This is a genomic window from Pseudomonas sp. ZY71, from assembly GCF_036542145.1.
Lineage (GTDB): Bacteria > Pseudomonadota > Gammaproteobacteria > Pseudomonadales > Pseudomonadaceae > Aquipseudomonas > Aquipseudomonas koreensis_A.
In genome coordinates this window covers 4,533,658-4,545,613 of the sequence record NZ_CP144274.1, presented here as the reverse complement: position 1 = coordinate 4,545,613, position 11,956 = coordinate 4,533,658, and the positions used below count along the sequence as shown (strand labels likewise).

General features: G+C 55.3%; 12 protein-coding genes and 1 pseudogene. 4 read left to right on the top strand and 9 right to left on the bottom strand.

Translation table 11 applies throughout. The annotated features are described in order from the left end of the window. Window positions 1-72: 72 nt before the first annotated feature. Entirely contained in the window at window positions 73-1,068 is a 996-nt protein-coding gene (dusA, locus tag VY732_RS20085) for a tRNA dihydrouridine(20/20a) synthase DusA (protein ID WP_331691592.1), read from the bottom strand. Between the two features lie 175 nt (window positions 1,069-1,243). Between dusA and VY732_RS20080 the strand changes: the two genes are divergently transcribed. After that, window positions 1,244-1,945, top strand: a complete 702-nt coding sequence (locus VY732_RS20080; protein WP_331691591.1) for a hypothetical protein — start codon at window positions 1,244-1,246, stop codon at window positions 1,943-1,945. Between the two features lie 237 nt (window positions 1,946-2,182). Here VY732_RS20080 and VY732_RS20075 read toward each other — a convergent pair whose 3' ends face one another. After that, the gene (locus tag VY732_RS20075) at window positions 2,183-2,629 is read right to left on the bottom strand and encodes a hypothetical protein (RefSeq protein WP_139353616.1); all 447 of its coding nucleotides are present in this window, start codon (window positions 2,627-2,629) and stop codon (window positions 2,183-2,185) included. 829 nt (window positions 2,630-3,458) lie between these two features. Then, a pseudogene (locus VY732_RS20070) lies at window positions 3,459-3,680 on the bottom strand (hypothetical protein). Window positions 3,681-4,120: 440 nt separating this feature from the next. On the opposite strand from VY732_RS20070, the gene VY732_RS20065 reads away from it, so the two are divergent. Continuing rightward, window positions 4,121-4,483 (top strand): DUF6124 family protein, encoded by a 363-nt coding sequence (locus VY732_RS20065; protein WP_116255973.1) that lies wholly within the window; start codon window positions 4,121-4,123, stop codon window positions 4,481-4,483. An 86-nt stretch (window positions 4,484-4,569) separates the two neighbouring features. Here VY732_RS20065 and VY732_RS20060 read toward each other — a convergent pair whose 3' ends face one another. From VY732_RS20060 to VY732_RS20050, 3 genes are all read right to left on the bottom strand, one after another. Further along, on the bottom strand, window positions 4,570-5,985 hold the full coding sequence (locus VY732_RS20060; RefSeq protein WP_160041167.1) for an amino acid permease: 1,416 nt from the start codon (window positions 5,983-5,985) through the stop codon (window positions 4,570-4,572). Window positions 5,986-6,109: 124 nt separating this feature from the next. Beyond that, window positions 6,110-7,162 (bottom strand): ornithine cyclodeaminase, encoded by a 1,053-nt coding sequence (locus tag VY732_RS20055; protein ID WP_331691590.1) that lies wholly within the window; start codon window positions 7,160-7,162, stop codon window positions 6,110-6,112. A gap of 50 nt (window positions 7,163-7,212) precedes the next feature. Continuing rightward, complete coding sequence (locus tag VY732_RS20050; RefSeq protein WP_331691589.1) at window positions 7,213-8,247, bottom strand: histone deacetylase family protein; 1,035 nt, start codon at window positions 8,245-8,247, stop codon at window positions 7,213-7,215. A 119-nt stretch (window positions 8,248-8,366) separates the two neighbouring features. Between VY732_RS20050 and VY732_RS20045 the strand changes: the two genes are divergently transcribed. Further along, window positions 8,367-8,867 (top strand): Lrp/AsnC family transcriptional regulator, encoded by a 501-nt coding sequence (locus VY732_RS20045; protein WP_093433799.1) that lies wholly within the window; start codon window positions 8,367-8,369, stop codon window positions 8,865-8,867. Between the two features lie 77 nt (window positions 8,868-8,944). Here the strand turns inward: VY732_RS20045 and VY732_RS20040 are convergent, their stop codons facing one another. Then, entirely contained in the window at window positions 8,945-9,313 is a 369-nt protein-coding gene (locus VY732_RS20040) for a DUF7079 family protein (protein ID WP_331691588.1), read from the bottom strand. A gap of 178 nt (window positions 9,314-9,491) precedes the next feature. Between VY732_RS20040 and VY732_RS20035 the strand changes: the two genes are divergently transcribed. Then, window positions 9,492-9,704: a hypothetical protein gene (locus tag VY732_RS20035; protein ID WP_038362448.1), complete on the top strand. Its 213-nt coding sequence runs from the start codon at window positions 9,492-9,494 to the stop codon at window positions 9,702-9,704. A 3-nt stretch (window positions 9,705-9,707) separates the two neighbouring features. Here the strand turns inward: VY732_RS20035 and VY732_RS20030 are convergent, their stop codons facing one another. Both VY732_RS20030 and VY732_RS20025 read right to left on the bottom strand, forming a co-directional pair. Next, window positions 9,708-10,496, bottom strand: coding sequence for a transporter substrate-binding domain-containing protein (locus VY732_RS20030; protein WP_331691587.1), 789 nt, complete (start codon window positions 10,494-10,496; stop codon window positions 9,708-9,710). 109 nt (window positions 10,497-10,605) lie between these two features. After that, window positions 10,606-11,877: a hypothetical protein gene (locus VY732_RS20025; RefSeq protein WP_123595090.1), complete on the bottom strand. Its 1,272-nt coding sequence runs from the start codon at window positions 11,875-11,877 to the stop codon at window positions 10,606-10,608. Between the last annotated feature and the right edge of the window lie 79 nt (window positions 11,878-11,956).

The following is an 11,956-nucleotide window of genomic DNA, read 5'->3' as shown; positions in this document are numbered from 1 at the left end:
TGAAAGACATCCTGTCAGTACATCAAAACGCCGGGCAACGCTCATGCGTCGCCCGCACACTCAAACCATCAATCAACGACCTTCAAGTAACTCGGCCGCCTGATCCAGCAACGCCAGCGGATCCTTGGCCTTGTGAATATCCACCGACAACAACTGACGGAATTTCCGCGCCCCCGGGAACCCCGTGCCCAGGCCCAGCACATGCCGGGTGATGTGATGCATCGCCCCACCGGCCAGCAAATGCTCGGCTATATAAGGACGCAACTGCGCCAACGCCTCAGCCCGACTGATCACCGGCGCCGAACTGCCAAACAACTGCTGATCCACCTCCGCCAGCAAATACGGATTGTGATAAGCCTCACGCCCCAACATCACACCGTCAAACGTCTGCAAATGCTCATGGCAAGCCTCCATCGTCTTGATCCCGCCATTCAGCACAATCTCCAACCCCGGAAAATCCGCCTTCAGCTGCGCCGCCACGTCATAGCGCAACGGCGGAATGTCACGATTCTCCTTAGGCGACAACCCCTCCAGAATCGCAATCCGCGCATGCACGGTAAAACTGGTGCACCCGGCATCGCGGACGGTGCCGACGAAATCACACAGCTCCGCGTAACTGTCCCGACCGTTGATGCCGATGCGGTGCTTGACCGTCACCGGAATCGACACCGCATCACGCATCGCCTTCACACAATCCGCCACCAGTTGCGGGTGACCCATCAGGCAGGCGCCGATCATGTTGTTTTGCACACGATCGCTTGGGCAGCCGACGTTCAGGTTCACCTCGTCGTAACCGTGGTCCTGGGCCATGCGGGCGCAGGCGGCCAGATCCAACGGAACGCTGCCGCCGAGCTGCAACGCGAGAGGGTGCTCGGCTTCGTTGTGACGGAGGAAACGTTCGTGATCGCCGTTTAGGAGCGCGCCGGTGGTGACCATTTCGGTGTAGAGCAGGGCGCTCTTCGACAGGAGGCGTAGGAAGAAACGGCAATGGCGGTCGGTCCAATCCATCATGGGGGCGACGGAGAAGCGGCGAGAGAGTGGGGCGGGTGCGGCGGGAATAGGGAACATTAGGGGTACGGAATCGGTGTGGCTGGGAGGTGGGGGAGTTTATCAGGAATGGGAGGAGGGGGCTTGGGGGCAGGAATGGCAGAGTGGGTTTACTGCGTCCTACTTCTGGACCTGCTGAGCTTGCTCGACCTGCATTGGATTGAGCGAGACAAATCCAATGCAGGATTGATAGCATGTGGCTATCAATATTCACATCCTTGTAGGAACGGAATCCATGTCGAAAAAAATCCATGCGTTAGTGCTTTGCCTGGCCGGCCTCGTTGGCGCTATGCAGAGTGCCGTTGCAGCTGACAACCTGTTCAAGAGCTACGGCTACGACACGCCAATCACGAAATACACCGAGGCTGGCGGTTACTATGATTGCTCGGAAGAGGTGGGCGCGCCCGCCCGGTGTATTGATGACGTGGATTTCATTGATCAGAAATTCACCGCTGGCTTGGTGTTCAGCGGTGACAAGCTGATTATGGTTTCCCTTTTCGCGCCCTATGAGCGTGAACTGTTCGGGCGTGCCATCGGTGCGCTGGCCAAGTCGTTCGGTCTGGTCGCACTGGCTGACGGCAAGTCGATGCTGGATCTCGTCGATCTGGCGGCTAAAGCTAAAAGCAAGGATGAGTACACCGCTAAACTCACCAACTACGAAAGTGTTGCTCTAAACGCCAATAATCTGACCTATTCGTTTATCGAGGGCGCCGCCTCGATCAAAGGGACACCTAGCGTTTCTGGTTTGATGGCAGCCGCGCCTGCGAATGTCAGGGGGGCTGATCTGATTGTCACGGGCGAGGGCGAGGAATCGGTCATCATGATCAAGTTTTCTTTCCCGAAACTTGACGAGAACAAGCTTGTTGAGCAGACCAAAAAACCGGTTGAATCTTTCTGAGTTTGATACTTTGGCGATTAATACGCCTCGCTAACAGTAGAAAGGGATAGATTTGTTTGTTTATTTTTAGACGATAAATAAATCTGTCCCCATTGTTGGTCCCCATTGTTGTCCCTATTGTTCCGTCAACTAAGGCAGCTATTGGCTAATAGCTGCCATTCGCGAAAGTCCGCTTTCAGCTACTCGGCATTCGGAAAGCCCAACAAAACAGGTAGTACACCAATAAGTAGAACAATACTACGAAGGATCTTGGGAATCCGGATCATTTATCGTTATTAAAGCACTTTGCGTTTCGCTGACTTTCTCTACTTCGGAGCTAGGAACTCTTTCTTTGATTTTTGCTATCAGTTCTTTTAGGCCACCCTTCATTTTGCCTGCAACAATAAAGCAGCAGGCCGATATTAAACCGGAACAAATTGCAATTATCACATATACAATAAATAGTCTGTCGTCGGAAATTGGCGTGGAAAGCAGAACCGACAGAAAGGAAAGAAAAGCAGAACCTAGAAAAAACGCTAAGTTAGTCAGCGTACTGGAAGGTGCTCCGTGCTCAATTGTTTGCAGTTCGGCATCTGTTATTTCGAATAAAGAAATTGATCCCACCCGCCCGCGACGGATAACCACTTCTTCAGAGTCTTGTTTTTTCATCGCTGCTTCCTTGCTCACAGGTTTTTCTTCAGCCATTCATTTCTGCATCGAGAATTCTTCCATGCTGCCTCCACGCCAGATTTTATTACAAAAAGCCTATCGCTTTCTGTTATATGCTCTCCAAGTTTAAGTCTTATATCTTTAGCCTTTTCTTCGGTGACAATCGCCCATGTGGAGTAGGTTATTCTTGCCCACCCTTTGTAGGACTTGATGCCATTAGATAATCTCTCAAATTTTGAGCTTTTGTTTTCTGTACTTAGTTCAAAGCTAATTATGTAGCACGTCATACTGGTCCTTGTTGACTTATATCCTAACTGATTTTTTAGGTTTTGAGTTCGGCTAATCTGAGATGGTATGTATTGATTTAAGGCCCTCTGTGCGCACCTTCCATTGCCTCTCATGAAAGGCGTAATGATGTCACGATCGCTACGTCACAGTCATCTAGTATGTTCAACTGACCCCCTCCACAGAAAGACCGGCTTCATTTTGATCATCCAGAACGCCCTCCGGTTGATTCTAGACGACTTACTCTTGTAGAAAAAAACCACGGAATCATGCGAGGGCGCTTGTGGTGATTTCTATTGAAGCTTTGGTTCAAAGTCGATCAAGAGACCAAGGGAAGCTATTCTCAGGGAGAAAAGGTGGCCCCGCACGTCGTGTCTGGCAGAAAACGGCCTCTAGTGTGTAAAAAACCTTCGCCAGCATTGAATAACGTGCGTTTACGTTAAATCTTAAATTTGTAGCCGCGTCAGCAGATGCGGATTTCGCATAGAAGCGCGATTCCAATTTTAGTTTTGAGTACCTGTCGCGCTCAAAAAACGTTTTTACACAACCTCAGCCGATTGCAGCCTCCCAGGATGAGCCCTTAAAACCGACGGAGTCGCGTAATCGCATCTTTAATCGCTTGGGCATTTGTATCCAAGGTTTCCATGGCCATGAGTGCACTCTCTGCAACACCTTGGACGCCATTCTATGAAAGCCACTTCGTATCCTCCTCCATTGCCGCTCCTAGCGCATGCTGATTGTGTAAAAGCAATGCCAGTGCATCTGCAGTGGCAATGTTGGTGAAAAAAGGGGACGGATTTATTTATGGGAAGGGGTGAAAAAAGGGGACGGATTTATTTATGGGAAGGGGGCATTTGTTTCAGTTCACCCAGGCGAGTCCTTCAACAGCACTGTGCTTGTTTAAAAACACCTAGGTGCTGCCTCTAATGCCCTACACCACCTTGCGCCTCCCCCTACACCTAAGACAGAATCCCCCGGCTTGTGCCTCTAGCCCGCAGGTTCTATCGTCCCTACGTCACTGAAAACCAGTGATCGGGTTTGGTAGCCCGTCTCCGTCAGAAGCACAAGACTACTGTCTTGCGACGACGTTTCTCGTCTTCGTTTTATGGTGGTCATGCGCGGGGCGTCTTCGGATGCGCCGGGGTTCCTGACGACCGGTCTACCAACCTGCGTATGGCCTCCACCCTTCGTTTGGTAGCGAGAGTGATGGCTCCTTTTCGTTAATCCGTCAGGAGTTACACCATGTTCAAACCAACACCGAATCCACCAGAAACCGATCCCGCATCCCCCTACGATTCCCTCAACCCCAAAAAACTCCACGAAGCCGCCGAGCGCGCGCTCGATCACTACCTCCTTCCCGCCGGCCACATCATGGCCAGCGTCAACGAGCCCGAGCGCATGTACCTCGCCAACCCAAAGTACGACTCGGAATCCCTATTGGCCAACGCCAGTGAAACGCTGAGTTCCGCTTCCGAAATGCTCAACAACTTCGCCGCTGCACTCGAGCCCTCGCACCGCAAAACCGCGCTGGGCATTGCTCAGGTGGTGATGTTGGGGGAGTTGGCGGTGAATCAGGCGTTGGATAACGTTGAGGTGAAGGCGTAAAGCCTGTGCCGCCGTGGGCAGGTGAAATGCTCGTTCACTGATAACAAAAAGCCGTCACTTCCAGGTGACGGCTTTCTCTCGCAGATCTAACCAAACTGACCCGCCGACTCAACCGCAGATTTCGGCTTCCTCAACCGCGTCAACTGGTAAGCAATCCCCAACCAGACAAACCACCCCGGCATGACCATCAGCGCAATCCGCGTATCAGGCCGCAACGCCAGCAACCCCAGCACAAACCCCAAAAACGCCAACGAAAACCAAGCCATCGGCACACCGCCGGGCATCTTGTAAGCCGACTTCGCATGCAGATCCGGGCGTTTTTTGCGGTAGGCGATGTAAGACGCGAGGATGGTCGACCAAGTGAAGATCACCAGAATCGCCGACACGGTGGAGACGATGGTGAACGCGGTCATGACTTCCGGCACGATGAACAGCACCAGCACGCCGACCAGCATCAACAACGTGGTGAACGCCAGGCTCAGCAGTGGCACGCTGTTGCTCGACAGTCGGCGGAATATGCCGGGGGCGTTGTCCTGATTGGCCAGCCCGAACAGCATACGGCTTGAAGAGAACACGCCGCTGTTGGCCGAGGAGGCCGCTGAGGTGAGGACCACGAAGTTGACGATGCCGGCCGCTGCGGGGAACCCGGCGACGAGGAACAGTTCGACAAAGGGGCTTTTGACTGGAGAAACCTGTTGCCACGAGGTCACGGCAATAATGCAGGTCAGCGCGAGTACGTAGAACAGGATGATCCGCAGCGGAATGGAGTTGATCGCTTTGGGCAGGGTTTTCTCTGGCGATCGGGTTTCGGCGGCGGCGGTGCCGATCAGTTCGGTGCCGGCGAAGGAGAAGATCGCCATTTGAAATCCGGCGAAGAAGCCGAACAAGCCGTTAGGGAACGCCGCCTGTTTGTCCACCAGGTGACTCAGGGACGCGGTGACGCCACTGGGCGAGACGAAGGAGCTGGCGATCAGCACGGTGCTGACGCCGATCAGGGTTACGACGGCGATGATCTTGATGATCGCGAACCAGAATTCCACTTCACCGAACAGCCTGACGGTCAGCACGTTGAGGGCGAACAGGGTTGCCAGCATGCCGACGGCGGGTATCCACGCCGGTACGTCGGGGAACCAGTACTGGAAGAATCCGCCGACCACGACGGCGTCGCCGATCACCGCCACGCTCCAGCTCAGCCAGTACGACCAGCCGAGAAAGAATGCCGCGCGCGGGCCGAGGTAGGCACCGGCGAAGTCGGCGAAGGTTTTGAAGTTGAGGTTGGACAGGAGCATTTCGCCCATGGCGCGCATGACGAAAAACACGAACAGGCCGATGATCATGTAGATGAGGATGATCGACGTTCCGGAGAGGGCGATGATCTTTCCGGAGCCCATGAACAGGCCGGTACCGATGGCACCGCCCATGGCCATTAACTGGATGTGACGATTGCTGAGCGTACGCTGCAGCGCGGGCTGTTCAGGCAGCCCGGAAGGGGTCGATTTCATTGCAAAACCTCTTGATTTTATGTTTTTGAGTTTTGGCAGAAAGTAGGTGTCGAGCGTTCTTGTTAGAGGTACAGCGGCTGATCACAAGGTGAATCGCCCCCTGTGGTGGGGGCGGCGATTGCGATCAACTGACGGTGCGCAGACGCGAGGCTTTGGCCGGTTGCGGATCCAGCAATTGGAAGAGGTTTTTGATGTTGGCCGGCGTCGGCACCAGGTGGATGCGCTGACCGATTTGCTGTGCCTGCGCAAGGTCTTTCAGGTAGCGCAGTGAGGAAAAATCTTCCAGGGCAAAGCCCACCGAATCGAACACCGTCACCTGCATGTCGTTCTCGCGTCCGGCGACTTCGCCCAGCACAATGCGGAAAAACTCGACCACCGGGGAATCGGCGTCCAGTTGCTGAATGTCGCCTTCAATGCGCGTTTGCGGCTCGAACTCGACGATGACCCGGGCGTTGCGCAGGATGTCGGCGTGCAGTTCGGTTTTACCCGGGCAGTCACCGCCGACCGCGTTGATGTGCATGCCGGGCTCGATCATCTCCGGCGTCAGAATCGTTGCGTAGGCTTTGTCGGCGGTGACCGTGGTGACGATGTCCGCGCCCTTGACCGCGTCCTTCACCGAGCTGGCCAGAATCACTTCGATCTCCGGGAACGCTGCGAGGTTGTGCTTCAATTTGAGCGATGCGTCGCGATCAATATCGAAGATGCGGATCTCGCTGATGCCCAACATTTCATGAAAGGCCAGCGCCTGAAATTCACTTTGCGCACCGTTACCGATCAGGGCCATCGAGGTTGCGCCGGGCCGAGCCAGCGATTGCGCCACCAGCGCGGAGGTTGCCGCTGTGCGCACGGCGGTGGTCAAGGTCAGTTCGCTGAGCAGGGTCGGATAGCCACTCTGCACATCCGCCAGCAGACCGAAAGCCATGACCGTGAGCAAGTTCTGCTGGCCGTTGTTCGGGTGGCCATTCACGTATTTGAATGAGTACTGCTGGCCATCGTCGGTGGGCATCAACTCGATCACGCCGTCTGCCGAGTGATTGGCCGTGCGCGGCGATTTATCAAACTGCGCCCAGCGTGCGTAATCCGCTTCGATGTAGCCGGCCATTTCGCGGATGGCGCGGCGGATACCGACTTGGGTGAACAGGCGTGCAGCATCATCGACATCAATAAAAAGCGTCATGTTCTTGTTCTCCGATCCAGTCATTGAAAGGTTGTAGAGCGGCGGGCGGCTCAGTTGCGTTTGCTCTCGAAACCGTGCAGCACGTTGACGGCGTTGATGCCGATTTCATCGACCATGTAGCCGCCCTCCATGACGAACAGGGTCGGGCAGCCGACGCTGGCGATCAGTTCGCCGATGCCAATGAAGTCCTCGCTTTCGAGCAGGAAGTGGCTGATGGGGTCGTCCTTGAACGTGTCGACACCGAGGGAAATCACCAGCACTTCAGGCGCGAACTGCTGGAGCTTTTTGCAGGCGTGGAGCAGGGCGTTACGGTAGCTCTCCCAGGTGGTGTTTTTCGGCAGGGGATAGTTGAGGTTGTAACCCTCGCCGACACCCGCGCCGACTTCGTGGCTGTAGCCCGAGAAGTACGGATAGGACACCGCCGGCTCACCATGCAGCGACACGAATAGGACGTCGCTGCGTTGGTAAAAAATGTTCTGGGTGCCGTTGCCGTGATGGAAGTCGACGTCGAGCACCGCGACACGTTTGGCGCCCTGAGTGATGGCTTGTTGCGCGGCAATGGCGGCGTTGTTGAGGTAGCAATAACCGCCCATGTATTCCCGCGCGGCGTGGTGGCCGGGCGGGCGGCACAGGGCGAAGGCGCTGTCGTGGCCTTCATCGAGCAGGGCCAGACCAGTGAGGGCAATATCGGCGCTGGTCTTCACCGCTTGCCAGGTCGTCGCGGTGATCGGCGAACCGGCATCCATCGCGTAGAAGCCGAGCTTGCCGTCGATGAACGTTGGTACGTGCTCGCCGGCCAGATCGCGCACCGGCCAGACCAGTGGCAGGGCGTCGTGGGTGCGACCGGTTGCGCGCCATTCGCCCCAGGCAGTTTCGAGAAAACTGACGTAGCGTTCGCTGTGCGCGTTGACGTAGCACGAGCGATCAAACGTGCGCGGTTCGACGATCTGGCCGAGGCCGACCTGTTTGACGCGGTTGTGCACGGTGTCGGCCCGACTCGGTTGTTCGAACGACGGTTTGAGCACGCCGTCTTTCAATTCGGTGCCATGGTGCAACCGGTGGGAATCACTGAAAACTGTAAACATTCTGCGCATCCGTTATTGTTAGCCAGTGCAAATATTCTGTTCCGGCTTGGCTGCGCTTTCTTTGCTTTGTGTTCGTGATTAAGTCGATTATTCGGGCGTTTTTACTCAGGAATGGCGTCATGCAGAAAAAAATATCCAAACGCATCAGCCTCGACGAGACCGACCTGGCGATTCTCGAGTTGTTGCAGGAAGACGCCAGTATTTCCAACGCTGAACTCAGCGAGCGGCTGTCGCTGAGCCTTACGCCGTGCTGGCGACGGCGCAAGCGCATGGAGGAGGCGGGGGTGATCAAGGGTTATCAGGCCAACCTTGATCGGCGGATGCTCGGGCTGGATATCATGGCGTTCGTGCACATTCGTTTTTCCACCCACGCCGACCACGCACCGGACGCCTTCGAGGCGGTGATTGCGCAATTGCCGCAGGTGGTGGCCTGTCACAAGATCACCGGCGATGCCGATTATGTGTTGCAGGTATTGGCCGAGGATCTTGATAGCTACAGCGACTTCATTGAGCAGGTGCTCAGGCGTCAGGTGGGGATTGCCTCCATTCAGTCCAGCCTGGCGTTGCGCGAGGTCAAGACTGGCAGCCGGATTGCGATTCCTAAACCGGGAAAGGACTAAGTGGGCAGAGGGGCAATCATCTTTTCAGTTTCAACGCGTTGTAGGTTGTTGATGCGCCATTGCCACGCAGGGCTGTATCAACTCCAGCCTTTGCAGTGAGCGGTAATCTCTGCCCAGACTTCCCGATAGCTGAATCGCAACCACGCGGTGTGCAGCTTATGCAGTTGCCGCCGAATCCAGCTGTTCGTGTTTGCGAGCAGCATTTGCTCGATGTCCCTGTTCAACGCATCAGGTTCGAAACCTGTCCAGACCGGCGGGAGTACACATTCCAGGTTCCAGGCGCAGACGACGGCAACTTCGGCATACAGAATGTCTTTGACTTGTTCCGGGTCGTAGCCCTCGACTTCGCGGGCGATGTAGGGGTAATCGACGCCGGTGTCGACGAAGATGTCGGAGAGGGCTGCGCGGATTTTGTATAGATCGGCGTGGCTCAGTTCTCGTCTCAAGCATGGGCCTCCTGGCGTTGAATTGCGCTGATCCGATTGCACGTGGCGGTTCTTGTCTGGTGGTTAGTCGATTCTGAACGCGCGCTGTCGATCAGCAAAGTTTCATCTTGCCGCGTGCCAAGCAGGCCTAGTCTGCTGAGACAAGATCGTCGCTGTTCATCCCGAGGGGAATCGTGCCATGCGCCTTAATGTCGTCAAAGTGCTGTTGATTGCTGCTGCAGTATCGGTGTTGAGTGCCTGTTCGGGCGCGGGCGGCCTGACCACCACCCGTTGTTTCTCCAGCGACTGTCAGTCGCCGGAGGGGCGCAACGCCAATACCTTGAAGTTCGGCGGCAACAGTATCGGCAGCAGTCTCAATCAATACAGCTCCGGGATGTTGCATGACGATTGAGGATTACTGCGCGGCCGGTACGGCGATCCATTCGCTCAGGGTTTGCTGATACTTGCCGGTGACTTTGCTCAAGTGCAGCCACTGATCGACATACAGTTTCCAGCTGATGTCATCGCGCGGCAGCAGATAAGCCTTCTCGCCATATTGCATGTACTGATGCGGATTCACCGCACACAACCCCGGTTTGAGTTTCTGCTGATACAGCGCTTCCGAGGCGTCGGTAATCATCACGTCGGCCTGGTTGTCGAGCAGTTGCTGGAAGATCGTCACGTTGTCGTGCAGGGCCAGTTGCGCTTTGGGCAGGAACGCGTGGACGAAGGCTTCGTTGGTGCCGCCGGCAGGTTCGACCAGGCGCACGCCGGGCTGGTTGATCTGTTCGACCGTCTGGTACTTGCTGACATCGGCGCAGCGCACCAGCGGGATCTTGCCGTCGGTGTCGAGGGTGTTGCTGAAGTAGGCTTTTTTCTGACGTTCGAGAGTCACCGAGATGCCGCCCATGCCGATGTCGCACTTGCCGGCCTGCATGTCCGGCATCAGGGTTTTCCAGGTGGTTTGCACCCATTGCACTTTGACCCCGAGGCTGTCGGCCAGCGAGCGGGCCATGGCGATGTCGATGCCTTCGAAATCGCCGTCGGGGCGTTTGAAAGTGTAGGGCTTGTAGTCGCCGGTGGTGCACACGCGCAACTGGCCTTGTTGCTGGATGCTGTCGAGGTGCGAAGGGGTTTGCTCGGCATGGGCGCCGGCGGCCAGGGTCAGAAGGCCGCAGAGGATCATCGTTTTTGGCATTGTCATTGTGATCGGGTTTCTGAGAAGGATGGTGGCCCAGTGTAGTGAAAGGCCTTCTCGGGTGTCATCCCGCGCCCGGACTCAACGTACCGGGCAACGCCGCCAGCGCCAGCTTTCAGTTGGCTGAGTAGGGGATTACAGTTTTGACAGGTTCAGCCAATTGCTCAATGCGGCGTTGGAGCTGGAGAACCTGTGGCGATAGGTGAATCGGCTTGAGAATGGCTGAGCGCAAGTGATCCCAGCCAACGACGTGTTCAGCACGCTGCTGCCAGCTGAGTAGCGGCGCAAGCCCTGGACGCAACGGTTTCTGAGTGACCTTGCTGTTACGTGTGGCGATGCACAAGCGGGTGTAGCGAGGCAGGTCATACAGGTTCAATCGCTGCAGGTCTCTGCTGCACAGCAGCAAGATGTCGCCAAAGGCGAACAATGGAAACGCCGTGACTTCGACCTTTTGTTTTTCATTGAGTCGGGTTTGCCACTGCCGGTTATCGACATCGCTCAGACTGATGTTTTCGTCGAGTATGAAACGCGCCGGCGGTTGACGGATGGCCAGTTTTCCAGCGGCTGCATAGGTGATGCTTGGCATCGCACTTGGCCATAGCAGTAGAAACCCGCAGAACAGCACCAACGCGGCTGCGAATCCATTGGTCATCCGCGTGTAGACATGACCTTTGCTGATGTAAAAAATGAAAACCGGGATGAGACTGAAAACGAGTGTGCCCAGGCAGAACGAGCCGACTACCACGAGTGCGTGAGGGGTGTCTTCGCCGACGTAGGTTGAAATAATCAGTAATGCCGGCAGCGACGCAAAAAACACGGCGAAGACGATGATCAGGCCGATAAAGATTCGAAAGCCGTTTTTCTTCCAGGCATTCATTCCCTTGGTGTTTTTGTTGAAAATCTTTCGAAAGGGTTTGCGAAGGAAAAGTGCGAAATAGGCGATTTCAGTAACCAGAAAAACGATCGCCATCGAACTCTCTGCACTGAATCTGTTTGAGAACATGAAAAGCAGAACAGTGAATGCACAAAAGCCCAGATAAAAGGGCACCAGCAACCAACTGGCAATCCGATTGTGTTTTTTGGGTACTTTTTCGAACATCGACACGGTGAGGCCGTAGAAGCAGGCGCTGCTGGAAAGGACGACCAGATAACCCAACATGATGGCTACAATCAGAAGTAGCCAGATGGCAAGCACCGACTTGGCATCGATACCGGCCAGGAAAAGATCCGTACGACCAATCGCGCGCGTATACGCATACAGCGCATAGATCGCCAAACCTGCACCGAGGAAACCTAGAGTGACGGTGATCTGGCTCCAGTAATCAAGAATACGTTTGAAATTGCGCTTGAAGAACTGCGTAAACGTTGGTGCGGGCGAAGCATCCATGCGATCAAGATTCCATCGGGTTTGATTGGTGGTTCTGTAACGACAAATGGCCAGATTTCTTTAGAAATCTGGCCATTTG

Excerpts from the sequence above, each read along its gene's own strand:
- dusA (WP_331691592.1), bottom strand. The coding sequence starts at position 1,068 with ATGTTCCCTATTCCCGCCGCACCCGCCCCACTCTCTCGCCGCTTCTCC.
- VY732_RS20075 (WP_139353616.1), bottom strand. The coding sequence starts at position 2,629 with ATGGCTGAAGAAAAACCTGTGAGCAAGGAAGCAGCGATGAAAAAACAA.
- VY732_RS20065 (WP_116255973.1), top strand. The coding sequence starts at position 4,121 with ATGTTCAAACCAACACCGAATCCACCAGAAACCGATCCCGCATCCCCC.
- VY732_RS20060 (WP_160041167.1), bottom strand. The coding sequence starts at position 5,985 with ATGAAATCGACCCCTTCCGGGCTGCCTGAACAGCCCGCGCTGCAGCGT.
- VY732_RS20055 (WP_331691590.1), bottom strand. The coding sequence starts at position 7,162 with ATGACGCTTTTTATTGATGTCGATGATGCTGCACGCCTGTTCACCCAA.
- VY732_RS20050 (WP_331691589.1), bottom strand. The coding sequence starts at position 8,247 with ATGTTTACAGTTTTCAGTGATTCCCACCGGTTGCACCATGGCACCGAA.
- VY732_RS20045 (WP_093433799.1), top strand. The coding sequence starts at position 8,367 with ATGCAGAAAAAAATATCCAAACGCATCAGCCTCGACGAGACCGACCTG.
- VY732_RS20035 (WP_038362448.1), top strand. The coding sequence starts at position 9,492 with ATGCGCCTTAATGTCGTCAAAGTGCTGTTGATTGCTGCTGCAGTATCG.
- VY732_RS20030 (WP_331691587.1), bottom strand. The coding sequence starts at position 10,496 with ATGACAATGCCAAAAACGATGATCCTCTGCGGCCTTCTGACCCTGGCC.
- VY732_RS20025 (WP_123595090.1), bottom strand. The coding sequence starts at position 11,877 with ATGGATGCTTCGCCCGCACCAACGTTTACGCAGTTCTTCAAGCGCAAT.